20 protein-coding genes are annotated in these 24,481 nt (G+C 55.1%); 6 read left to right on the top strand and 14 right to left on the bottom strand.

The window, feature by feature from the left end:
- The first annotated feature begins 24 nt into the window (after positions 1–24).
- Positions 25–1,920, top strand: a complete 1,896-nt coding sequence (locus EJ361_RS25630) for a hypothetical protein (RefSeq protein ID WP_164714230.1) — start codon at positions 25–27, stop codon at positions 1,918–1,920.
- A 16-nt stretch (positions 1,921–1,936) separates the two neighbouring features.
- Here the strand turns inward: EJ361_RS25630 and EJ361_RS13870 are convergent, their stop codons facing one another.
- The gene (locus EJ361_RS13870; RefSeq protein WP_126246230.1) at positions 1,937–2,311 is read right to left on the bottom strand and encodes a VOC family protein; all 375 of its coding nucleotides are present in this window, start codon (positions 2,309–2,311) and stop codon (positions 1,937–1,939) included.
- 196 nt (positions 2,312–2,507) lie between these two features.
- Here EJ361_RS13870 and EJ361_RS13875 point away from each other — a divergent pair, with 196 nt between their 5' ends.
- Both EJ361_RS13875 and EJ361_RS13880 read left to right on the top strand, forming a co-directional pair.
- Positions 2,508–3,317, top strand: a complete 810-nt coding sequence (locus EJ361_RS13875; RefSeq protein WP_126246231.1) for a helix-turn-helix domain-containing protein — start codon at positions 2,508–2,510, stop codon at positions 3,315–3,317.
- A gap of 88 nt (positions 3,318–3,405) precedes the next feature.
- Positions 3,406–5,193 (top strand): DUF885 domain-containing protein, encoded by a 1,788-nt coding sequence (locus tag EJ361_RS13880; RefSeq protein WP_126246232.1) that lies wholly within the window; start codon positions 3,406–3,408, stop codon positions 5,191–5,193.
- A gap of 70 nt (positions 5,194–5,263) precedes the next feature.
- On the opposite strand, the gene EJ361_RS13885 is transcribed toward EJ361_RS13880, so the two are convergent.
- On the bottom strand, positions 5,264–7,114 hold the full coding sequence (locus EJ361_RS13885) for a S41 family peptidase (protein ID WP_126246233.1): 1,851 nt from the start codon (positions 7,112–7,114) through the stop codon (positions 5,264–5,266).
- Between the two features lie 165 nt (positions 7,115–7,279).
- Between EJ361_RS13885 and EJ361_RS13890 the strand changes: the two genes are divergently transcribed.
- The gene (locus EJ361_RS13890) at positions 7,280–7,918 is read left to right on the top strand and encodes a class I SAM-dependent methyltransferase (RefSeq protein WP_164714231.1); all 639 of its coding nucleotides are present in this window, start codon (positions 7,280–7,282) and stop codon (positions 7,916–7,918) included.
- Positions 7,919–8,051: 133 nt separating this feature from the next.
- On the opposite strand, the gene EJ361_RS13895 is transcribed toward EJ361_RS13890, so the two are convergent.
- From EJ361_RS13895 to EJ361_RS13920, 6 genes are all read right to left on the bottom strand, one after another.
- A complete protein-coding gene (locus EJ361_RS13895; RefSeq protein ID WP_126246235.1) occupies positions 8,052–10,010 on the bottom strand; it encodes an LTA synthase family protein in 1,959 nt (652 codons plus the stop codon).
- 40 nt (positions 10,011–10,050) lie between these two features.
- Positions 10,051–10,671 carry a carboxypeptidase-like regulatory domain-containing protein gene (locus EJ361_RS13900; protein WP_126246236.1) on the bottom strand — a complete coding sequence of 207 codons (621 nt, stop codon included), beginning with the start codon at positions 10,669–10,671 and terminating at the stop codon, positions 10,051–10,053.
- 39 nt (positions 10,672–10,710) lie between these two features.
- Positions 10,711–11,418, bottom strand: coding sequence for a phosphatase PAP2 family protein (locus tag EJ361_RS13905; protein ID WP_126246237.1), 708 nt, complete (start codon positions 11,416–11,418; stop codon positions 10,711–10,713).
- Between the two features lie 12 nt (positions 11,419–11,430).
- Positions 11,431–12,729, bottom strand: a complete 1,299-nt coding sequence (locus tag EJ361_RS13910; protein WP_164714232.1) for a sensor histidine kinase — start codon at positions 12,727–12,729, stop codon at positions 11,431–11,433.
- Complete coding sequence (locus EJ361_RS13915; RefSeq protein WP_126246239.1) at positions 12,726–13,394, bottom strand: response regulator transcription factor; 669 nt, start codon at positions 13,392–13,394, stop codon at positions 12,726–12,728. Before EJ361_RS13915 ends, EJ361_RS13910 begins: the two co-directional genes overlap by 4 nt.
- Positions 13,395–13,563: 169 nt before the next feature.
- Positions 13,564–14,115, bottom strand: coding sequence for a dihydrofolate reductase family protein (locus EJ361_RS13920; RefSeq protein WP_126246240.1), 552 nt, complete (start codon positions 14,113–14,115; stop codon positions 13,564–13,566).
- Between the two features lie 186 nt (positions 14,116–14,301).
- On the opposite strand from EJ361_RS13920, the gene EJ361_RS13925 reads away from it, so the two are divergent.
- Both EJ361_RS13925 and EJ361_RS13930 read left to right on the top strand, forming a co-directional pair.
- The gene (locus EJ361_RS13925; protein WP_126246241.1) at positions 14,302–14,901 is read left to right on the top strand and encodes a hypothetical protein; all 600 of its coding nucleotides are present in this window, start codon (positions 14,302–14,304) and stop codon (positions 14,899–14,901) included.
- Positions 14,902–15,018: 117 nt separating this feature from the next.
- Positions 15,019–15,465, top strand: coding sequence for an SRPBCC family protein (locus EJ361_RS13930; protein ID WP_126246242.1), 447 nt, complete (start codon positions 15,019–15,021; stop codon positions 15,463–15,465).
- A gap of 27 nt (positions 15,466–15,492) precedes the next feature.
- Here the strand turns inward: EJ361_RS13930 and EJ361_RS13935 are convergent, their stop codons facing one another.
- From EJ361_RS13935 to EJ361_RS13960, 6 genes are all read right to left on the bottom strand, one after another.
- Complete coding sequence (locus EJ361_RS13935; RefSeq protein WP_126246243.1) at positions 15,493–15,711, bottom strand: hypothetical protein; 219 nt, start codon at positions 15,709–15,711, stop codon at positions 15,493–15,495.
- 63 nt (positions 15,712–15,774) lie between these two features.
- Entirely contained in the window at positions 15,775–17,148 is a 1,374-nt protein-coding gene (locus EJ361_RS25890; protein WP_126246244.1) for a TlpA family protein disulfide reductase, read from the bottom strand.
- A gap of 80 nt (positions 17,149–17,228) precedes the next feature.
- Complete coding sequence (locus EJ361_RS13945) at positions 17,229–18,677, bottom strand: PKD-like family lipoprotein (protein ID WP_126246245.1); 1,449 nt, start codon at positions 18,675–18,677, stop codon at positions 17,229–17,231.
- A 30-nt stretch (positions 18,678–18,707) separates the two neighbouring features.
- On the bottom strand, positions 18,708–19,457 hold the full coding sequence (locus tag EJ361_RS13950; protein ID WP_126246246.1) for a DUF4843 domain-containing protein: 750 nt from the start codon (positions 19,455–19,457) through the stop codon (positions 18,708–18,710).
- 30 nt (positions 19,458–19,487) lie between these two features.
- Positions 19,488–20,906: a RagB/SusD family nutrient uptake outer membrane protein gene (locus tag EJ361_RS13955; protein WP_126246247.1), complete on the bottom strand. Its 1,419-nt coding sequence runs from the start codon at positions 20,904–20,906 to the stop codon at positions 19,488–19,490.
- 10 nt (positions 20,907–20,916) lie between these two features.
- On the bottom strand, positions 20,917–24,345 hold the full coding sequence (locus EJ361_RS13960) for a SusC/RagA family TonB-linked outer membrane protein (RefSeq protein ID WP_164714233.1): 3,429 nt from the start codon (positions 24,343–24,345) through the stop codon (positions 20,917–20,919).
- Positions 24,346–24,481: the final 136 nt, after the last annotated feature.

Here is a 24,481-nt window from a genome sequence, read left to right on the forward strand (position 1 = left end):
CCACGTTTATCATTCTCATGTGTTTTGCTGCTCATTGGCATCATCACTTCCTGCAGCAAGAAAAGCACGCCCTCCACACCCGAAGTAACGCTGGCGGAAAAACGCAAAGCCGATGCGGCGTACAACAATGGTATCACGGCCGGCGTGGGGAATGTGCTGATCGAAGAAAAGCTGACGCCGAACGCGGCCAATCAACTCGTTTTCAAGATCGCATACAACGAAGATACGCTGGCAGGTTACGGGAAGATCGACGCCAACGGTAAAATGCAATACCTGACCTCCACCGTGCTGGCCAAAAAAGGGAATACGGAACTGCTGGTGACCGAAATGTTTCCCGAAGTCTCCAAAAGCCGGATGTACACCATGCTGAACGGCAAAAAGGGCAGCATCGTGGTGGAAATGAACCATATTTCACGTACCCGCTCGGTGATGTCGATACTGAATTATAACTGGGGAACGGGAACGGCGGAAGTTCTGGTGAAATCCTATTTCGAGAACGGCAAACAAACCGCCGGGCTCAGCGCATTGAAGGAAGGGGAAGGAGGCGACCGGGTCTACAACTGCATCGAGCCGCAACCTTCTGACGATGTTAGCAAATCGGTCGACAATACCCTCGATTATTTCCAGTGCGGCGGCCTGGCTTACGATACGCACCCCACGCTGGCCGCTATCAAAGCCGCTATCGTAAAGGGCATCGAATCGGTTAGGAATGCCGGCAATATGCAGGACAAAAAAGAAGAACTGAAAAGCCTGGAGGCCCGCTACGGCGAGCTGAACAATCTGTTTAAAAGCATCCAGGGAAAAGTTTCCGGGTATAAATTCGAGAAAACCATCATGGCGGGCCTGCTGAAGAGCCTCGCCGCCACGATCGCCGAACTGAAAGCGGCCCTCATGCCGGATGTGTCGCTAAAGCCCTTCGCAGAAGGCTCCCTGCTGGATTACGACGAGGTTACCGGCGACGAGATCAAGCTCACGTTCACCCTCATCGATAACGAAACGAATCTGCCTTACACCCAACAACCGGTGGGGGTAGACATGGCCTTTGTGATTCCCGGCACCAGCGAAGCCGTCTACATGGAAACGAAAATGACCTCCACCGCCAATGGCATGGTCACATTCCGGCTCAACCCGAAAACGCTGCCCGAATATGAAAAGTATACCAAACTGACGGCCCGGTACGCTTTTTCGGGGGATAACTGGAACCCCAGCGCCACGCGCGACATCACCCTCAAATTCATCAAACCGAAGCTGGTAATGGCCGACGGAAGCGATGTTCCTTTCCAGGCAACGTTCAACTCCGGCGTGAAAAAGACGTTCAAAGTGGTGAATGAAGACGGAAGGGCGATCCCGGTCAACTACAACGACGTAACCCTGCAAAACTCCAATACCAAGGTAGCCTACACCATGCTGAAAGGCAGCCAGGATTTTGATTTGACGTTATCGCACGAGGAGGCGGCCGATCAGCTTACCAACATCGACGTCTACTACCAACAGCAAAAACTGCGGACTATTTCCGCGATCGTGATCCCGCCCTGCGGCACGGCCCCCGTGATCACGGGCGTTACGATGGATTGCGACCCCAACGGCAATGGTATCCGGATTAAAGTTGCGTTCAAGGCCGATGGCCCGGGGATTTTGCCCTACGGCGGCAGCGGCGCCTGCGATATGACGCAAACCTGCTACCCCGTGCGCCTGTATTTCATGAGCCCCGGCGCCCCCCGTTTCGAAATTGCCGCCAACGGCTACAGCGTGTCGCTGATTTCCGGTACGGTGAACGAAGGCGTGGTGGCCATAACCATCAAAAACTGCGTGCCCGGGAAAGGCGCACGCGGAAGCCTGGAAGCGAATTACCCCAACTATCGCTGGCAGGTACAGGTGATGAACCGCTGTAACAAACGGAGTGGTTTGGTGGACCTGTAACAGCCATGGCAGGAAACTAATTCGTTTTGGCGGAGAATTCCCCGAAATGCCACAGGATGCCGGAAGGGTCGTGCACGAAGCATTCCCGGCCCCAGTCGGCCGTCCGTATCCCGCCCAACCTCGCGGAAGGGTATTTGCCGGGCAGATCGAGCGCGGTCAGGTATTCCCAAAACTTGCTGACGTCGTCCACTTCCATGAAGATCATCGTATTGTCGATCCAGTCTTTGACGTTGGCGCGTTGCAGGTAGAAACCCAGTTTCCCGGCCGTGAAAAGCGACATGGCGGGCGACAGTACCACTTCCCGGAAGCCCAGGTCTTTGTAGAAACTGCTCGATACTTCGAAATCCGTTGCGCCGATGAACGGCCGGATAGATATGGCTTTACCTTCCATGCGAAAGAATTTTCGGTTACCTACGTTGCGTGTTGTAAGGATTACAATTTACATCAAATTTTACAAGGGAGGCAGGCACTTCCGGGCAGTCATTGCCCCGTGGCGGCCTGTCCCCCGAAATGCAAACCGGCCGTGCCGGAACGGTTTTTGATTAATTCGTAGCTTTGCCCTCCGGCAGATGGATAAATCATCAACCATGCAGCACACGAAACCAGTCTTATTCAATACGGGAACGTATGTGGGAAAGGAAACCAGCCAATTCGTATTCGAAGGGGTGATTTCTTCCGAAACCCGCTACGGCGACCATATGGTTTCCGACTGGCACTGTCATCGAAACCCCCATTTCTCGCACATCCTGTCCGGCGGGAGCCGGGAAGTCCGGGAAGACGGGGCGGCCAACCAGCACGCGGGCGCAGCTTTGTATTATTATCCGGGTATCGCGCACCAGAACGTCGGTTACCAGGAAGGCACCCGCATCTTTAACCTGGAATTTACCCCGGCATTCTTCGATAAATACGGGATGGACGTGCCCGGCGAATCCTGGATGTGCGCGCCGGAAGTGCAATGGAACACCAGCGGCCTCGTGCAGATCATGGCGGAACATTACCTGAACGACCAGGTGAGCGCCCTGTCCGTTCACCAGCTATGCCTCAAACTGCTGGCGCCGGCGGGAACCGGGGATAAAACCGTACATCCCGGCTGGACGGTCAGGATCAGGGATTTACTGTACGACAGCTGGGACCTGCCGCTTTCGCTGACGGAGATATCCAAAACGCTGGACCTGCATCCCGTAACGGTTTCAAAATATTTCCCCCGGTATTTCGGGCTTACGATCGGGGATTACCTGCGGAAGATCAAAATAGAAAAGGCCTTGTCGATGATCCGCTCCGGGAAACATTCGCTGACCGAAATCGCCCACCACTGCGGGTTTTCGGATCAGGCGCATTTCATCAAAACCTATAAACGGTTCTTGGGGATCACCCCGAATCAATACCGGAAGCTATAAATGCCGTCAGGCTAATACGGTACAATTCCAGGACCGGGAGCTGTGCTAATTTTGGACGATCAAGTCCGAATTCAGTAACAGTTATCACATGAAGCAACGCACATTTATTATTGTTTCTTTCCTGATGTTCTTTTCCGCTGCGCTCAGCGCGCAGTCCTCCAAAAAGAAATTGGAGAATTTGTTTGCACGGTATTACGAACAGGAATGCTTTTTCAACCCGCTTCAGGCTACAGCGGATGGTATCCACACTTATGACGATCAGTTACAAAACGACGGTTCCAGCGAGTTTCGGGCGGCGAAAACGATTTTTTACCGGGCCTGTCTGCGCGATCTGCGGCAGTTCAACAGGAGCAAGCTGACCGAAGCAGACCGGATTTCCTACGATATCCTGGAATACACCCTGCAAACCAACCTGGAAGGGCTGGCCCTGCACCTGGAATACCTCCCCTTCAATCAATTCACGGCTTCCGTACCGTTGGACCTGGCGCTGTTTGGCTCCGGAAGCGGTCCTCAGCCGTTTCATACACCGGAAGATTACCGGAAGTGGTCGAAGCGGATGATCGCGTTCAGCGATTGGGTGGATACGGCGATCGCGAATTTCGGGAAAGGAAAGCGGCATGGGGTGGTGTTGCCCAAAGCGCTGGTCGTGAAAATGATCCCGCAGTTGACGGAGCTGGCGGAAAAGGATTCGGCCAAAAGTGTTTTCTACGAACCGCTCCGGCATTTCCCGGCGGCATTTTCCGAAGCGGAAAAGCAGGCCTTGCGGGCTTTGTACAGCCAGGTAGTGCCCCAATACGTGTTGCGTTCCTACGAAAAACTGGCGAAGTACCTGGAAAACGACTATCTACCCTTCGCGCAGGACCAACCGGGGCTGCACGCGTTGACCGGCGGAGATGGGATGTACCGGTATTTCATCAAACAATACACGACGAACGCGGATTTGACCGCCGAACAGGTATACCAAACGGGATTGGAGGAAGTGGACCGCATTACCCGGGAAATGGAGCAGAACAAGCGCGCAACGGGCTTCAGCGGCACGTTGCCGGAATATTTCCATTTTCTGCGGACAGACAAGCGTTTCCGGCCGTTCACGTCGCCGGAACAGGTGCTGGACGCCTATCGCGGGATTTACAAAAAGATAGGACCGCATCTGCATGAGCTGTTCCATCATCGCCCCAAAACCGAATTTATCATTAAAAGAGTGGATGCTTACCGTGAAGCTTCGCAAGCCGGGCCGTTTTACATCAAGGGGAATTACAAGGAAAACCGTCCCGGGATATTTTTCGTTCCCATTCCCGACGCCAATAAGGTGAGCACGGTTTTTTACGGAATGGAATGTACGTTCATCCATGAAGCGGTACCCGGTCACCATTACCAGATTTCTCTGCAACAGGAATACGGCGACCTGCCCGCGTTTCAGCGGCAAAATGCCCTGTACGCCTACATGGAAGGCTGGGCGCTGTACTGCGAATCGCTCGGGGAGAAGCTTGGCTGCTACACCGATCCCTACCAGAAAATGGGCGCCCTGAACAACGAGATCCATCGCGCCATCCGGTTGGTCGTGGATGTGGGCATCCATACCGGGAAACTGTCGAAGCAGGAAGCCATCGCCTATATGATGGCCCACGAATCCATCAGCGAAACCACCGCCACGGCGGAAGTGGAACGGTATATGGCCTGGCCGGGACAGGCGCTGTCTTACAAAATCGGGGAACTGCGGATCAAAGCGCTGCGGGATAAATACAGCCGCCTCCAGGGCAAACGGTTCAGCCTGCCCGATTTTCACGATGCCATCATCAAATATGGCTGCATGCCGCTGGATGTGCTGGAGAAATACCTCGACGCCTGGAACAACCGGATCATCTCGGATGCCTGACAGATGAACTTTACAAAAAAAGCCCCGCGAAACACCACGTTCCGCGGGGCTTTTGCTTTTTATGAAGCGTTTATTTGGCTTCCCGCCCGCTTTTTACGGTAGACTGTCCGTTTTTGATGACATCCACGGCTTTTTCCAGGAGCTCATCTTTATTGTCGATGATCCCCTTGATGGTGGGCGCGATCAGGATATCGGGCGTAATGCCTTTCGTGAAATGCTGCGCGCCGTTGTGCTGGGTAACTTTCATGCCTGTATAGCGGAATCTATACCCGCCGGGAAGGGATACGTCCGTCACGTTGCCGTTGGCGCCCGCCGTCGGTTCGCCGATGATGGTGGCGAGGTGTTGATCTTTGATATATCCCATCACGGATTCCGCGTAGCTGATGGCGCTGCCGTCTGTCAGGAAAACGGTTTTGCCGGCGATGTGCGGTTTTTTGGGGGACAGGTTCCAGCCGAAGCTGTCCCATCCGGTATTTTCATGATCGGGCCGTGCGATGCGCTGGGTATGCATCCATTTGTCTTTATTTTTTTTCGTGATCAGGTGGCCGATGAGCTGTGATCCGTTCTCATCTTTCGGATAGCCCCGCAGGTCTACCACCACGCCTTTCGCGGCGGCGATCTCGTCCATTTTCCCTTTCATTTCGTTCCAGCCCAGGCGGGAAAGATCAAGGTAAATGATCCCGTTGCCCAGCGAATCGAATGCCGCGGGCCGGGTGTTGGGCAGTTTTCCATAATATTCGTTTGCCGGAATGCTGAAGGGGACCTTTTCCCGCCAGGTTTGCCCGCGTCCCGAACGGAAAGTAAGCTGAAGGCTGGAATCGGGTTTGGACACGCACAGCGAACTGATCGTCTGACGCATCATGGCGTTGGCACTGCCTGCGGATACGAGGGCAGCCCGTTGCTTGAGGTATTGCTGCGTAGCCATGCCATTGATTGCGGTAATGACGTCGCCGCGCCTGGCTTTGGTATCGGGGGTAAACACCGCCGTCACCACAAGACTGTTATCCGCCCAGGCCAGCTGGAGGGGGAGGAAGCGGCGGTCTGCGAATGTCTGGGGGCCGGACACGAAAGTATGGCCGTCGTGCAGGCGCGCATTGAGGCGTGCCAGCGTGCGCTCGAAATCGGCAGGGGTTTTATCACGGTAGCAGTCGGCGATGGCGGTTTGGAGGTCCTGGTCCCAGTTGGTCGTCCATTCCTTGAAATAGGGGTGGAAGTGTTGGTAGATGTTCCAGGTGATGCAGACGTTGGCCAGGCGCAGGTAGAGATTTTCGCCCGTGAGGGGGGCTGGGAGGCCGGCGGCGCGCTGCTGGCTGAGGGCCCTGGCGGCAATGGTGTCTGTGGCCGGGAAGGTCGTTTTGCCATCGCCCCAAAGCGCCATCGGCATATCGATGGTGATGCCATTGCCGAGGTCTTTGTGCAGGAAGGTGCCGGCGGCGAGGTCGATGGGGAAAAGCGTACCGGTGAATTCGGCTTTCATTGCCCCGCCCGCGGGCCCTGCAGCCTTCGGCTGGAAGTTGTAGCTGTTGGTCCGGATGGATTTGTAGATCCCCCCGCCAGGGCCGTACCCGCTATGCTGCCACATCACCACTTTCATGCGGTCCGCATCCCGGGGCGCTTCCAATGGGCCCAGCGCCGGTTTGCCGGTTTCGTATATCCGCAACGTTGGGGCGATGGGGTGGAAAATGCCTTCCAGCGCAGTTTTCAGTTCTGTGGCGTTTTTAGCGCCATCCACCGCCTGCGCCCCGTAAATGGCCAGCGCGTCCCAATCCGTGACCACTCCGGCATCAGACGGGTGAAAGAAACGGACGTAACCGTACAGCCGGGCGAATGTATATTGATTGATAGCCTGGCGGGCAGTTTGCGCCAGTGCGGTAAAACAGGAAAAGAGGAATAATGTAAGGAATAGCGATGTGCGTACCATAACAGGGATTATCGTTTTGGGTCAGGGGAAATGTTAATTTAAATAAATATAATGCATTCAACAGCAAAGGTAAATTTAATCCCGCAACCTGATAAATACGGCTTAATTTCAGGATACTACGATCGTCAACCCTTCCGTTCATTACCGGAAACAAAACACCCAATCATGAATTCACCGGAAAAAATCCTGGAATGTTACAATCTCGTTGCCGGAGATTATGCAGTGGAACGGTGGGACGAGCTTTCGGGAAAGCACGTCGACCGCCTGCTGCTGAAAGAATTCGCCAGGGCGAACAAAGATGAAGGATTATGTGCGGACTTCGGCTGCGGGCCGGGCCAAACCACGCGGTTCCTGCACGACAATGGCCTGGAAAACATCGTAGGGATCGATCTGGCGCCGGCCATGGTCGAAGTAGCGCGGAAATTATCCCCGAAAATCCGTTTCGAGACCGGCGATTTGTTGCATATCGCATTCCCGCCGGGGCACCTGGGCAGTGTGCTGGCGTTCTACGCGATCGTTCATTTTTCGCTCGGGGAGGTCAGGCAGTGTTTCGGGGAAATCAGCCGGGTATTGAAAAAGGGCGGTGATTTTTTGTTTTCCTTTCATGTGGGGGAGGAAATCAGGCATTTCGACAAGGCGCACGACAAGGAAATCGACATCGATCTGTACTTCTTCAAAACGGACGATATCGTTCAGTTGCTCCAGGAAACGGGGGTCCGCGTCATCGATGCCATCGAGCGGCGGCCGAACGAAAACATGGAATTCCAGACCCGGAGGGGATATGTCTGGGCGGAGAAACAGTAATGGCCAAAACTCCCTACCTGTCCGTCATTGCCGTAATTCGTTCCGCCCGTAGCCTGCAACCGTTCTTTCCATTGGTCCGCTTCCGCCTTCGACGAAGCGGCAAGGACTTGTTTCGTTGGGAAACGACGGGCTGTCACTTTTTCGCCTGCAGCCCGCCATGTTTGAACAAATAATATGCCGTCTGGTAATATGCGATCGCTTCCATAACGGTCCGGTCATCGGCTTTTACGGGAGCCTGGCTGTCGCTGGCGGCGGAGTATTGCATCGTTTCCACCCGTTGTTGGGGGGACAGGATCACCATACTGTCGTTTTGCAGGTACGCCAGCTTCTGGTAAGTGCCGAGGAATGCCCGCGGGCGGTAACCGGGCTGCCTAACATCGAGCCCGTAAAGGTTGCTGTCGTAATTCCAGTGCAGAAGGCCGAAAAGTGTGGGGAAGAGGTCGATCTGGGAGCAACGTTGCGAAATAGAATCGGGCCGCGCATCCGGCAGGTGGCAAATGATGGCGGGTATATGGTATTTGGCGACGTCGATTTCGTTCTTCCCGGCGCTGCTGGCGCAATGGTCTGCCACGAAAATGATGACCGTATTGGCGAACCAGGGCTCTTTTTGCGCGGCTTTGAGGAATTGCCCGATAGCGTAGTCGGTGTATTGCACGGCACCTTCGCGGCCGGAACCGGAAGGGTAGCCGATTTTCCCGTCCGGATAAGTGAACGGGCGGTGGTTGGAAGTGGTCATCACGAAGTCGAAGAACGGTTTGCCGTTGCGGTATTGTTGTCCGGCGTCGCGGATAACGGCGGCGTAAAGGTCTTCGTCGCAGATACCCCAGGCGTTCCGGAAATGGATGAGGCTGTCGGGGATTTGGTTCCGGCTGGCGGTGAAACGGTCGCCCAGTAGCAGGTTGCGGCCTTTGTCCACGATGTTGTAGCCGTTGCTGCCGAAGAATGCGTTCATGTTATCGAAGAAACCGTCGCCCCCGTACAGGAAGCTGGTGGCGTAGCCTTTTGTGCGGAAGATGGCCCCCACGGTGGAAAGGTCCCCGTTTCCCGGCCGGCGAACGATGCTGTTGCCGGGTGTGGGTGGAACGGCGAGCGACAACGCTTCCATCCCGCGTACCGTCCGCGTACCGGTGGCGTACATCTGGTCGAACACAAGGTTTTTCCGGGCGAGGGAATCCAGCACGGGTGTAAGGCCCAGTTTGTTGCCGAATCGCCCGAGGAAATCCGCGCTCAGGCTTTCGATCGTTACCAGGATCACGTTGGGATGCGCTTCAGGGCCATCGTGGCGGATGTGCCGCCAGATCGAAGTGCCGTTGTGCAGATACTGGCTGTTCGGTTCCTGGAGGCTGGTACGCACCATGGAAAAGGCGTCCCTTACACCGATGAGTTGATAGAAATGCTCGTAGTTCAGCTCGTTGTTTTTGAACGCAGAAAAGAAAGAGTAAATCCCCGCTTTCGCCAGCTCGTCCTGGTAACGGTTGTGCCCGCGCTCGGGGAGGCTGTTGCCGATGAAAAATCCGTAGATCCCGGCCACGGCCAATAATCCGGCGAAAACACCCGCCCGCTGCAGGAAGGGCGTTGTGCCCCGGTATGCAGACCTGAAAATCCCTGCGTAAGCGAATGCCCAGGTGATGATGCCCGTCACGGCCAGCATGCACCCGATGAGGACCGGCAGGGGATAGGATTCGTTGATGTTCTGGACCACTTCGTAGGTGTACACCAGGTAATCTACCGCAATGAAATTGAACCGGCTTTCGAACTCCAGCCAGAATGTGAACTCGGCGAAGAAGGAGAACATGAGGGTTAGTGTGCCGATGAAGAAAAATACCGGCGTCACCATGCGGTTGAATAAACTGTCGCTCCACCGGGCCGGCAGCAGCAGCAGGTAAGCGGCGTACGGCAGCAGGAAGAATGCGGCGACTCCCACATCGAACAACAGCCCGAATCCGAAAATGCGCAGCAGCGCCAGGAACGTCAGGTCGGCGCTTTTCAGGGAAATGATCAGCAAAATGAGCCGCAGCAGCGTGGAAAGGCCCAGGAACATGACCGCGAACCCGGTCATCAGTCGATAGTTTTTCTGGCGCGAAAAGAACATGTCCAAGAAGTTTAAAATTTCCAGGCGTACCCGGCGCGGATCACCTGCGTTTCGTAATAATCGGTACTGGTATAATGGAAGCCGTCTCCATCCACTTTCCGTTTGATGCGGAGCGTTCCGGCCAGGTCTGTGGCCAGAGGTGGTGCCGGTTCTTCAGCGGGTTGTCGAAAAAAGGCTGATCGCCGTTGTCGAGGATTTTTTCGCGGCTGTAGAGCCCGGAAACCGTGAGTGTATTGTGGTCGTCCACGAACCAGTCTGCGCCGGCTTTTCCGGAGGTGACGTTCGTTCTGCGGTTGCGTTTCAGTTGCTGGCGGATGGTGTATCCGGCCGCATACAACCTGTCCGTAAATTCAATTTTGTTGAGCGTATGAGTGTGAAGGCTATCTCCCTGGAAGAAGAGGTTCACCCGGCTTTTGCGGCAGTTCAGCGACGCGGAAGGGTTGAACTTACCGGTTGTGGGTGCCGGGATGGAGAACCGCCCGTCGTCCCCGCTCACCGTTCCCGCTACCAGGCTGCTATCCGTCGCCCGGTGTAGCGTAAGGGTTACGAAAGCCAGCGGCGTTTTCCGGGATGCGTCTCGCGCTTGCCCGGAGATCGTTACGGATTGGGAGAAAGTTGGAACGGATATGATCAGCAGGGCGAAAAACAGGAAACTCCGCATTTTTTTTCCTGTAAAGCTCGCACCCGAATTGGAAGAAAATTAGAACGGTCCGGCTGCGGCTTTGTGCTTTTTGTTCCATTTGTACTGGTGCGTCCAGTACGCCACTTTCATGGACAGGATCCCGAGCCCGGCGCCTACCAGTACATCGCTGACGTAGTGGCGGTTATTGGCGATGCGGAGCCCGCCTACCGCCGAAGCCACGCCGTAGGCGGCATATGGCATCCAGGGGAAGCGGTGCTTGTATTCTTCAGACAGGAAAGTGGCAGCGGCGAAGGCCTGCGCCGTATGACCGGAAGGGAACGAGTTGTAGGTGGTGCCGTCTGGCCGGAGCTGGTGTGTGGTATTTTTCAGCAGGCTCACGGTGGTGAACATCATCGCTTCGCCTTTGATGAGGATGGCGGTGCGGTTCCGGATGTCCGTCCGCGAGGGGATGCCCGCCGCATCCAGCCCGTATACGATGGCGATGGGCGCGTATTGCAGATAATTGTCGACATGGGTATGAAAGGCAGACATATGTTCGTTCCGCTCTTCCACCAGTTCCTTTTTAAACCCTTCCGGCCCGTTCCCGTTGGCCGCAATGCCCGCCAGGATGAGTGAGCCGGGTATGAAAAGTTCCCGGCGAAAGTTAATGGGCCGCGTGCGGTACAGGCTGTCGTAAGGGAGCGGCTGTTTGATTTCCTGGGCAAAGCAGGTGCCCGACAACAGGAGCATCGCTGCCAACTTCCATCTGAAAATGATGTTGAACATATGGTAGTGATATTATTCTTCCTTTCCGCGGTTGAACCCGACGGTAAATTGATGCATGCCGTCCCGGAACCCGTATCCCACCTGCCATCCGTACAGCTGACAGATCTGCCGCACGATGGCCAGGCCGAGGCCCGTGCCGGTGGTATGGGCCGCTGCGGATGAGAACCGTTTGAACAGTTTGTCTTCCGGAAGGGGCGAAGTGCCGGAATTGGCGATGCTGACCGATCCGTTGTTGATGACGATCCGCATTTCACCGCCTGCGGGCGTATGCCGGATCGCGTTCATGAGCAGGTTCGTGAGTAGTATCTCAACGAGCGCTGCGTTGCCGTTTACCTTACAGGCACCGGGCGCATCCAGCTCCAGGCGGATCTGCTTTTCCGTTAAAAAATCTTCCATTACTTCCGTCAATTCCTTCACGGCGCCCGTGAGTTCCACCGTTTCCTCCGAAGCGAATTGCCCGTTTTCGATCTTGGCCAGCAGCACGAGGTTGCGGTTAATGCGCGACACGCGTGACAGTGAATGGTTCGCTGCTTCGATGATGCCGGACTGTTCCTCCGTCAAGCCCTCCGTCTGTAAAAACAGGTCGAGTTTCGATTGCACGATCGCCAGGGGCGTCTGCAACTCGTGCGACGCGTTTTCCGTAAATTCTTTCTGCTCGCGGTACGCCGCGATGTTGCCGCTGATCAGCTTGCGGATGCCCGCGTGCAAAGATTCGAACTCGATGATGTCGGTCTGCGGCAAGGGGATCTGTGACTGGCTTTTCAGGTCGTATGCTTTCAGTTTGCCAACGGTTTCATGGAACGGCGCCCACAGTCTTTTCGACAACTTTTTATTAAGCAGCAGGAACCCGGCCAGCAACAACAGGAAGAACAATGCCGTCACCGCCGTGATCGCCGCGATCGTTTCGTACGATTCCTCGATGTTGGTTTCGACGGTCATTTTGTAGGCCTGTCCGCCGGCCGTGAAATAGCTGATAAGCCCATGGAAGCGGTCGAGCTCCTCGTGGCCGGAGATGCTGGAATAGCGGTATACGGTGTACACGCTGTCTTCGTCCATGGCATTCACTGGCACGATGTCCGTTTCCGGCTGGATGCGGTTCCAGGCGTCGATGCTGGCATTGAGCGCGGCCGTATCGCCCGAGAGCCGCTGGAAATTCTCTTTGGCACGCTGCGCCACGATCTCGTTGTGTTCGTGCAGTTCGGTGCGCCAGATGAAGTCCACGATGAGGAAATAAGCCGGCACGCTCGCCAGGAACACCACCAGGGCGTAGAGTAGAAAAGCCTTCAGGTTCCTGTCGAGCAGTTTTTTCATATTTCCCATTTATAGCCCGTTCCGTACACGTTTTTAAGATAATTCCCATAGCCGGCTTCGGTGAGCTTGCGCTTGAGGTTTTTGATATGGGCGTATACGAAAGCGTGACTGTCGAGCATATCGGCCATGTCTCCGGAAAGATGCTCCGCCAGGGCGCCTTTCGAAATTACTTTGTTCTTGTTGCCGATGAAATACAGCAGCAGATCGAGCTCCTTTTTGGTGAGGGGTACTTCAGTCCCTTCCACGAACACTTTTTTAGACAGCAGATCGATCTTCACTTCGTGCTGTTCCACCACATTGGCGCTGGAAAACTGCTTCCGCCGGATGACGGAATACACGCGGGCGGCGAGCTCCGGTAAATGGAAAGGTTTGGCGATGTAATCGTCGGCACCGTTGGTAAGACCGGTAATCTTGTCTTCCATGGCGTTCCGCGCGGAAATGATGATGATACCGTCGTTCCGTTTCTCTTTTTTCAGCAAGTCCAGCAAACGGAGGCCGTCGCCGCCGGGCAGGGTGAGGTCGAGCAGGATGCAGTCGTAGGTAAACATTTCGATTTTCTCCAAAGCCTGGGTGAAAGTAGCGGCGGTTTCACAGGTATAATCCGTGAGGTAGCCGGCAATGCTGGCCGCGAGTTCCGCTTCATCTTCGATCACCAGGAGTTTCATGTGTCAAAATTAGGCAGTGATTTGGAATAAATTTAGAATGGGGGGGATGGGTAACGTTATCGCTACGTTAACGAATGTAACGATATTTTTATTTCATTATCAAGGTGTTAACGCACGAAGGCCGTGCGGGCCGGAAGGCCCCGCGGCTTTCGTGAATTGTATCGTACACCTATTTGGGGATGTAAGTATTGGCGATCACCCCGTTTTTGAAAGTGAGGGATTCCGTGAGTTGGAACGTTCTCCTGTCCGTAAAGATGGGGAGCCCCTTGCCCAGGGCCACCGGGTTGATGAGCAGGTGGTATTCGTCTACCAGGCCGGCAGCGATGAGCTGACTGGAGAAATTAGCGCCGCCGTAAACGATGAGTTCCTTACCCGGCCCACTTTTCAGGGTATTGACAGTAGTCACCAGGTCGCCATTGGCTACTTCCACGTTCCGCGCCTTGATTTCTTTCAGCGTACGGCTGAAGATGATTTTCCGCATCTTGACCATCCGCTCGGCCATGGGCACCGGCACGCCGTTCGGCGGATTGTCGAACGTGGCTTCCCAATAATCCAGGAACCCTTTCGACATGATGCGGCCCATCAAAATGGTATCGCACCGGTCGGCGAGGTTGATAACGTATTCCGGGGCGGCGCCGAGGAGGATCCAGTCCGTTCTGCCCGCGGGGTCGGCGATGAAACCATCGAGGCTGATGTGGGATTGTAAGATGAGTTTACGCATGGAAGTGATTTGATCGTATGTTGTTGATGACTGTTGACGGGTTAAAGGTGACGATAAATTCCTGGCCAAACAGGCGCTAAATCCGACATTTAACGGGCCAATTGCGACAGACGGTTTTCCCCACTAATCGTTGGAACGGTTGGGAGGATGACTTTTATTCCTTACTTTTCTGCATATATGAATACTATGGAATTTTCATACGAAGGATCCTGGACGGCGCTGGAAGAAATTCTCGGGAACAGGGAGGGGATCGCCGCATCGTGGGAAGCATTGATAGATTTTCATGCACAGATCAAGCCGGCCGCATATTGGAGCGCATTGCGGAATGTCGATTTTACGGAAGAGCGGGCGGAAATGGCCGATTGGCTGCACGAACTGGCAGAAACTTATCCGCTGCCCGATTCCGTGCAGGCGTTATGGATAGGCATCGTTCAGTTTTATGACGAAGAGCAGCGCAGGACCATCTATGCTTATCATGTGCTGGGTGCGGATGCCTACGACCCGCAGGATGCGGAATGGGCCACTGAACCAACCTGGCAACCGGAATTGGGGCATTTCGTCCCGGATAGCCTGAAAATGCTCAATTATGCGTTGGCCGAAGCGAAGGAAGATTTTTCGTTCCTCGACTGGTTATTGCCCGTTGCCGCATCGGCTTTCGTTTTTGACAATATTATCCAGACACAGCTGGACCATTCGAGATTCCGCGTGTCAGCTACGCCGCTGCCAGTAACCATCGGGTATGATAACGGGGATTTCATTTCCCTGTCGCCGATCGTTGCGTCATAGGTTCCCGCGGGCCAGGCGAAACAACCACAAACCTGTCCAAAACACCACTGGAAGTTGTCCATTTTGCACCCGAAGGGAGATTCCGTGACGCGGTAATTTTGGGAAAAACAAATTACCATGGCAAATATCTTGCACAGAGTAGGGATCAAAACGACTTCCATCGACGAAGTTTACCGCGCATTGACTTCCCGCGGCCAGCTCGCCGCCTGGTGGACGACCGACACCAAAGGCGAAGGCGATAAAGTGGGCAACATCGTCGCTTTCCGGTTTGGTACCGATGGGTTCGATATGAAAGTTACCCAACTGGATGCGCCGCATCATGTGGAATGGGAAGTGGTCGGCGGCCCGGCAGAATGGATAGGCACAACTATCACGTTCGATCTGAAGCAGGACGGCGACTACGTGATCCTGCTGTTCAAGCATTTGAACTGGAGAGAACCCGTCGAGTTCATGCATCATTGCAGCACCAAATGGGCCGTATTTCTCATGAGCCTGAAAGCCCTGATCGAAACCGGCGAAGGCCAGCCCTTCCCGGACGATGTCAAGATCGATAACTGGAATTAAAAAGTATAAGCCACTACAGTCTCCCGCTTACTTCTCCGTCTGCATCCGGTACATCTGGCTTTTCTTCCGGTTAAAGCGGCACACCACATTTCCGATATGCACCACACCCTGCTGCAGCCCCCTGTTCGCAAAGGTGGGCATGCAAGTACCGTCGGGCCGGGTGATCCGCCGGCTGTAACCCGCGCAAGACGTGGAGACCGGCAGGGCTACCGCGACGTCGTCTTCAAAGCCCTGAACAACCGGCAAACACCCCGAAACAAAAAAAAGAAGGGACGAGCCCTTCTTTCCTTACATTTCCCGGATGCGTTATCAACCTTCCGCCAGCTGGAGCAGCAGCGTTTTCAGCGCCGGGTCCGATGGCCGGGGCGCATCCACCGTCACGATTTTCCCTTCTTTGTCGAAAATCAGGAAACGGGGGATGGCGTTGATTTTATAGTATTTCGTGAATTCACTGAATCCCTTTGCGTACAATTGGATGCCGGTGAGTTTTTCCGTCTCCACGAATGCTTTCCATTTGGCTTCGTCTTTGGCTTCGTCGCAAGACAAAGACACGAACGCGATGGCTTTGCTTCTCAATTCTTCTTCCAGTTTCTGCAGATGCGGGATTTCGGCGCGGCAGGGCATGCACCAGGTAGCCCAGGTGTCTACCAGCACCACTTTCCCTTTCAGGCTGGCGAGGGAAACCGTATCGCCGTTAACGTCGGGATAGGCGAAGTTGTACGCCTTTTCCCCTTTGGCGTAGGAGGCCAGTGCGGATTCGCGGCGGAGATATTTCGCTTTGCTGGAATCGGTGAGCAGGTATTTTTTGAAAGGCGCCACGTCTTCGCGCAGCTTTTCCAGCGACTGGTACCGCTCCAGCCCGTGAACGAGGTAAACCCCTTTCAGCGTATCGTTGCAGAAGAGGTTGAGGGAGTAGGCCAGCCGTTGTTCCCGGGCAATTTCAGTACCACTGTTCATGGTGCCGTAGAGCACGTAGCGGTCCATCCGGTCGAGCCCGTCGCCCAGCCGGAGGATGCGGGTGTCGCAGAATTGCTTGGGCTGCAGGATAGTTTTGTAGTACGCAGGGTACTGGTCTTTGGTGGGATGGGTAGACCGCGGCGTGTAGATAAACTGGATGGCGGCGTATTCCACGTCGCTGTCGATCACCATTTTGAACAGCTCGTTGAACCGCTTGTTCGGGGTGTTGACCTGTTTTTTGAAAGCGGCTGCTTTAGGAACGAACGCCGTGAGGTTGGTGAAGAAAGCGGGGTATTCCGTACGGTCGCTCCAGAACATGAACGCCGGAACGGCTATGTGGTCGTACATCTGCTGCCATTGGGCCAGTACCCTGTTTTCGGGCGATGTGCCGGAGAGCTCCGTTCCGTTGGCGCGGATGTTACACGTCACCGCGTCGCCGGACTTCAGGTAGAGCCGGCCGGGCAACGTTCTGCCGGGGGCATTATCAGTCACGTAGTAAAATCCTTCTGTTACTTCCGGGAGGGCGAATGCGTAGTTTTTGCCGGCGTCGAGGCTGGTGGAGGCATATTCGGTCATTTGTCCTTCTACCACCTGGTAGAGCTGTACTTTGGAAGCGCGCGCTTTATCCACGGTGCCGCGGATGATGGCCAGCGGTTTTTGCGCGAGGGCCTGGAGGCCGGCGCATAACAGGAGGGCGGAAATAATGATCGGTTTGCTGATTTGCATGTTTGACAGGAGATTTTGGGCAGGACGGCGGGCCCTCCCGCGCGGGAGGGCTTTGCCATCATACCGGGATAAATAGTGGGTTAGTTACCGCTTTTGTAAGCAATGCCGTTGATTTTGCCGAACCCGTCGAACACGGTCCTGTAGGTATTTCCCTCGAAGTTGCCGGTTACGGCGATGGGGAAATGGTACAGCTTTCCATGTCCGCCTTCGTTGGTGGCCACGGCCAGGAGGCGGTTATTGTCCGGATCGTCGTATTGGCTGGTGTTGTAATACATCTTGATGTCAGCCACATTTGTGCCGGCCGGGAAGGTGTACAACAGGGTGGAAGACTGTGCCAGGATGTCGAGTTTATACACTTTGTTCCCGTTGGAATAGTAGAGGTACGTCAGCGTTTTGGACATCCGGTAATGGTCGGCGCCGAGCAGGCCGGGTACGCCGGTGACATCGTACTTCGCGATGGCGGGGTTTTCCAGGCCGGCATCGATGGCGTATACGAACAGGGAGTCGTTGTTATTGTTTTTGAACAACACATTGTGGACGTCTGTGACGTTGTGTTCCGCATACAGCAGTTTTTTGCCGATGTCGTTCATGTTAAAGGCATCCACCGCCGGGTTGTAGCCAGGGAAAGGGAACAGCTCGATGTCGTAACTGCCTGCCCGGTAGAAGCGCTGGGAATTACGGTCATAGAAAATCTTCCCCTTGCTTACGGAGTAGATGGGATAAGGTTCCATGTAATACGGGCTTCCCGAAGCGCCGATAAGCGGCAGGCCGAACGTGAAAGGAGGGGGCAGTATGGTAGAAACGGCGTACACCTGCCCGTTGTTGTACAAAATCTTGTCTGACCCGCCCAATAGATAATGCCCTTCCGGTTTGGGGGCTGGCGCCGCAAAGAAGAACTGGTCGAACCGCATGATCTTCGTAAAATCGATGTAGTCTACCTGGATCATATCGGCCGGCGACAGGAGATAGATTTCCTGGCCGCGATACTGGATGATATTGACGAGGCTGGTGCCGGCGGGCAGTTTTTCGCCTTTGTTGCTGGTGGAGTAGATATTCCTGAAAATTTTCTTTCCCCGGGTAACGAGGCTGAGGTCGGTAGTGCCGCCGTTTTCTTCCAGGATCATCCATCCTTCCCCGAACGCGCTTTCCACGCTGATGGAGAACCGCTTCTGAAAGCTCACGCCCGTTTTCCTGTCTGTCACGAAATAATCGAGCACGTAATTTCCCGGTTTTTCGGAGATCATGGCGCTGAGATCTTTGGTGGTGCCGAGTTTGCGGCGGGTCTGCGGCGCGCTGTTGTCGGGATATAGTACCCATTCGTAGTCGAGCCCTGCTGCGTCGGGCATCGATTGCTGCAATTGTATCCTGATGCGGAGGGTATCCTGCTGCACCACTACGATATTGTTGGAGTCGCTGGCGATGGCTACCTGGTTGATATCGATGTAGTCGTAGTTGCCTTTGTCTTTGTAACACCCTGCCACAGCCACTATGATGGCGATACAGCAGCAGTGCTTAATGTATGTCAGCATCTTGTTCGTTTTAAATCTTTTTAGCAAATGTTAGAAAGTGACGGGGTTGCCGAATTCATCCATCAGCGTGCCATGTTCGGCTTCATAGGTTTCGAGCGCATTCCGGCAAACCGTCTGAAAATACTGGAACTGGCCGTAGGGCAACCCATTTGCCGACCCCCAGGGGAATTCCGCCCGGCCGGTAGCCTGGATGATGAACGCGTATTTCACCTGGCTGTAGGTGCCGAAGAAATATTTCAGCCAACTGTCCCAATTGTTCGGCTTGGTGAGGAAATCGTTGATCTTCACCAGGAATCGGCGCCCCGCGCCGGGGTGCGACCAGGAGCTGCCGCGGGAATCCTCGATACCGGGCCTGAAATCCTTCGACTCCCGGATTTCCAGCCAGAGCCGGACTTCAGTGGTTTTCTGGGCCGCGTTGCGGAGCACTTTCACGGGCACTTCCGCCGTGTAAGCACCAGCGGGTACTTTGGAAGGGAGCACTTCGTAATCGGTGCCGGCAACGGCGGTGGTAAGACTGTCCACCGTTCCCCAGGTCACCACCCGGTCGTAATCCCTGGCGGTGCCCATGATTTGTACGGGGATGCGGATCGTGTCGTATTCCAGCGTCGCGCTCCTGATGGCGAAAGAATAGGAAAGACTGTCCCTGGCGTCGGACGAGGCGTCTTTATAGAAATAAACCATATCCGGCAGCGAGTATTCCACCAGGCCTGATTTTTCGCAGGCGCCCAGGGAGAATGCGGCTGCGAGGAGGAGACAGGTATATTGAAAAGTCCTTTTCATGGATTAAAGATTTAAGGGTGATGCTTTTACTTATTCAAACCGCTTCCCGAATTCGACTTCATCTTCGGGCAGGGGCAATACGTACACTTTGGTAGCGTCTGCGCTGCTGCCGTCGATCAGGGGATTGTTGATGCGTTTGAAATAATAGAACAGCTGGCCTTCGCCATAGCATTCTTTTTTGTACTCCTTGAGTATCTCGGCCTTCAGTTTGTCTGCAGTAATGTTGATGTTCAGTATGGCGAGGCCGCGGTTGTGGCGGACGGTGTTGAGGTAGCCCACGCCTTCTTCCGTACTGGTGGCGCATTCCGCCGCGATGTAAAACATTTCCGACATCCTGATCATTGGCACGATGTTCTTCAGGTATTCGTTCGTCGCTTCCTGCCAGTATTTGCTGGTCGAATATCCGCTGCCGAACTGTACGAAGGCGTAGTTGAAACGGATGTCGGAGCTGCCGCCGCTGGTGGTTTCGAACAGGGCCCTCGTTTTGGAGGAAGTAGTGCTCAGCAAGGGCAGTCCGGAGCCCGATTTGGTATAGGCTTCCGCATAATCTTTCAGTTTATAGACCTGTAGCGTAAAGAGATGTTCCGTGGCGTACAGGCGGTCGCGGTTGATGGTGGCCGAAGCCTGTGCCGGCGCTACGAAGGGGAAAAGTTCGGCCTGCCGATCGATGATCTCCCTGGCGGCGGCGAGGGCTTTCTCTTTATCGCCGGAGTAGAGGTGGATGCGGGCTTCGAGTCCTTTCACGGCCCAATAGTTCATGTAATTGCTGGTGGGGTCTTCGCTGTAAAGGATGTCCACTTCCTTGTTGCCGCCCAGGAGTTGCCGGGCTTCCGCCAGGTCTTTGAGGCAATTGGCGATGACTTCGTTTACCGGCAGCAGCGGGTATACGCCGATGCCGAAGGTGGTCACATAGGGAATGGAGGGTTTGTTGCCATCTACTACCGGCGCCGTCCCGAACAGGCGGAGCAGGTCGAAATGGATGTAGGCCCGGAGCGCCAGGGCCTGGCCTTTCACCCGGTCGAAGTTGTCGAGGGTGAATCGCTTTTTCATCCCGTCGATCTGCGTGAGGATATTATCGAGGTTGGCGATGCAGGCGTAAGATTCGCTCCAGATGGCGGCGATCCTCGTTTTCACCCGGTCGTCGGCGTAATTGTAAATACCGGCCTGTTTGAACGTGGCGCTGTGCGCGTCTGACCCCGCGAAAGTGATCGTGTAACATTGCGCCAGCACGTCCAAGAGCCCGTAGGTCATTTGCTGGCCGTACAGGCTGCTGTTGCCGAGCTTGAGGTAAACACCGGTCAGCGCGTCCTGGAAGCCCTGTTCGTTCTCGAACAGTTCCCGCTGGCGGATTTGGGTTTTCGGACTTACGTCCAGCCATTTTTTACACCCGGCCGCCATCATGGCGAGGAAGGCGAAAATCAGTATGCGGTGGATATATCTGCAGTTCATCTTCGGCTTTTTATTGGTTGATGGAAGTGGTGATGTTAAAGGTGAAGTTGCGGGCGAAGGGATAATCGAGCCCACGTTCCATTTTGATGGTGCCCCAGCGTTTCACTTCATTGGCGATGAAACCCAGGCGGGTATTGGTGAGGCCCCACCTGCGCGTCACTTTGTCCGGCACCTGGTAGCCGAGCGAAATACTGCCGAGATTCAGGTAGTTATTATCCTGTACGAATCGGGAGGTAGCGTAGCTTGGTGGAACGAAAATGCCGTTGGTGGCGTATATCAGCCGCTGGAAGTACTTAACGTCGCCGGGCTTCGTCCACCGGCCCAGCAAAATCCTCCTGTCTACCTGGTATTGCAGGTCTGCGCCTTCCACACGGCTTTGGAGCGTCTGGTTATACGCCTGTCCGCCGAACTGGAAATCGAAATACAGGCCCAGCGAGAAGCCGTGCAGGGTGAGGTTGGTGCCGAAGTTCCCGTTCATGGCAGGCGTGTTGTCGCCCACGATCACCTTGTCTTTCGGGTCCCAGTTATACGTCAGCGCCCCGTCTTTCGTGATATATACTTCGCGGCCGTTGGCGGGGTCGATGCCGTTGGAGCGAACGGCCCAGATCACGTTGGTGCTTTGTCCTTCCTCGAAGCGGTATTGCGGCCTGGTTTGCTGGCCCTGGTCGTTCTTGTCGTTGGTTTCGTTCAGTTTTTTGAGGGAATTGGAGATGCTTTTGATGTAATTCCTGTTGTGGTTGCCGTTGATGAAGAAGCTCCAGTATTGCTGCTTTTTCTCGTTTTTGATGATGAAGTAAGTAGCCATGAATTCATAGCCGTTGTTCTGGAGCTTGCCTACGTTCTCCTTGTAGCTGGTAACCCCGTCCGAAGGCGGCGTATTGATGTCGAGGATGAGGCCGTTGGTATTTTCGCGGTATACGTTGACCGTGAAATTGAGCCGTGTGCGGAACAGGGTGACGTCGGCGCCGAGGTTTTGCTTGATGGTCTGCTGCCACTCGAGGTTCTCGTTGCCGTAACCCATGAGCACGGCGCCTACTTTGGCGCGGTAGTTCTGGTCGGTGTAATATTTATAGGAAGTGATGCCCATGAACGGCGGAAAGCGGTTGTCGCCCGTGGAGCCCATGGAAGCGCGGATCCGGAGTTTGTTCACGACGTTAGACTGCGCGAAGAATTTTTCGTTGTGGATGTTCCATCCCAGGCCCGCGCTCCAGAACGGCGCGAAGCGTTTGTTGACGCCGAACTGCGACGACCCGTCGGCCCGGAAGCTCACGTCGGCCAGGAACCGGTTGTCATAAGTATAATTGAAGTTGCTGAACGCGGAAATGCGGCGGGTGACGGAATTGCCGCCATCGGGTTTCGAATTGTCCGGATAGCCGTTCCCGAAGCCGATGTCGTTCATCCTTTCATTCGGAAAGCCCGTCACGTAAATCCCTACGTAATCGCTGTTCGTTTCCGCGATATTGACACCGGTCGTATTGTAGAGGTAACCGTTCCCCAACGCCTTGTTATAATCCAGTTGCAAAGACCCGTCGTACGAGAAGAATTTGCTGTGCGATTGCGAGTAGCTGCCTTTTTCGGTGAAATCGTCCTCCTCGTAGAAGGAGTTATGCTTCGCCGGCAGGAATTTATCGGCCTGGTCGGTTTGTTTGTTGATGGCTATTTTCCCGAGGAGGCGGTAATCGCTGTTGATGCGCCACTCCAGGTTGGTCTGGTTGGTGATGCTGGTGTAGGCGGATTCGTCAACGATATGCAGCGTGCTGTTGTAGAGCGGATTGAGGTATGGGGTGGATTTGCTGCCCTGGATGGTATATTGTTCCACTACCTGGACGGGGTTGCCGTTTTCGTCGTACGGCGCCCAGTAGGGGTTCATGCGGGTATAATCGCTGAAGGGGCCGTAATTCGAGTTCTTCGCCTTGTTGAACGCCACGTTCAGCACGTTTTTGATGAGGAGCCCCTTATGCCGGTAACTGAGGTTCATGCCGCCGGTGTAATTGTTGCGGCCGCTGTTTTTCATAACGCCGGCGTTGTTATTGTACCCGAAGTCGATGCCGTAGCGCACGAAAGCGTCGCCGCCTTCCAGGTAAACGGAGTGCCGCTGGCCGAAGCCGGTGCGCACGGGTTTCGACAGCCAGTAGGTATTTACGCCCCTTTGCACCGCGGTGAGCCGGTTGGCGTACAGTTGGCGGTAAAACGCGTCGGAGCCGGCCTGCGGGCCGTCGGCATCCTGGCTGTAGAGGCCTGCGAGCCTTTCTACTTCCAGTTTTTCACGGGCATTGGTGAGGTCATACACGGAGAGGTCGGGTGCGGTTACCTGTGCCTGTCCGCTATAGGAAAGGCGCAGCTTTCCGGGTTTGGGCTGCAGGGTTTCGACGACGATCACGCCGTTGGCGGCGCGGGATCCGTAGATGGAAGTGGCGGCCGCGTCTTTGAGGATCGTGAAGCTGGCGATGCGGCTCATGTCCAGGTCATATACTTTCTGGATGCTGACTTCGAAGCCGTCGAGGATGAACAGGGGCTGGTTGGGATTGCTCATGTAGTTCGACGAGAAATCGGCCCCGGATACGGGTGCATTTGCGTTGCCGCCCTGGGTGGGGAAGTTGTTGGTGCCGCGGAGGGTGATGGTGGGCAGCCGGTTGGGATCGGAGCCGAACTGTACGTTTTCCGGGATATGAACGGAGGCGTCGAATACCTTGAGCGCCTGCAAAACGTTGAGGCCGTTCACGCTGCGGAGCTGCTGGCCGGAAATGGTGGTTACGGCGCCGGTGAAGCTTTCCGTCGGCCGGTTGTAGATCCCCAGGATCACCGTTTCACCGAGCGATTCCACTTTGGGGGTCAGCGATATCGTGAGGCCGGCGGGTTTGCCGTCTGGGCCGGGAATGAAGCTTCGGGTGAGAAGGGCTGCCGTCACAACCACCTCGCGGGATTCGTAGCCGATGAAGGAGACGGTGATGGTTTGACCGGCCTGTAATTCCAGGTGGAACACTCCGTCTGCATTCGTGACGCCGGAAGTGCCGAGGCCTTTGACCTGGATGGTGGCGCCTGCGAGGGGCTTGCCGTCTGGCCCTGTGATCCGCACCGGTACCGGCGGCGCGGCGAAGGCGGCGAGGCCCGGCGGCATGGTGTACCGCTGCTGGCGCCTGCGGCCGGCGCGTTCGGAAAGCGTGATCGTTTTTCCCTGGATGATGTAATCGAGCTGCTGGTCTTTCAAAATTACGTCCAGCAAGGCTTTCAGCTCCATATCGGTCACTTTCAGGGAAACGGGGCGGGTGCCTTCGAGCATTTCGCGGTTCGTGAAAAGTACGTACCCGGTTTGTGTTTCAATGGTGGAAAAGACCTGCCGGAGCGTGAGGTCTTTTCCCGAAATCGAGACGGTTTGCGCCTTCCCGGAGGCAAATACCTGTAAAAGAGCAGCGGTGAGCAAAAAAGCGGTTAGTTTCATAACCAGCAGGATTTTGGTGATAGGGCGTCGCCAGGCCGGCCGCTCGGTAGCTGCGGGCAGGTAGGGACTCGCCCCAAAAGCGAATTTTGTCATACCTTTAGGTAAGTTTTGGTTGTTTAATGAAAGAGAATAGAAG

It is taken from the genome of Chitinophaga rhizosphaerae (genome assembly GCF_003958645.1).
Classification (GTDB): domain Bacteria; phylum Bacteroidota; class Bacteroidia; order Chitinophagales; family Chitinophagaceae; genus Chitinophaga; species Chitinophaga rhizosphaerae.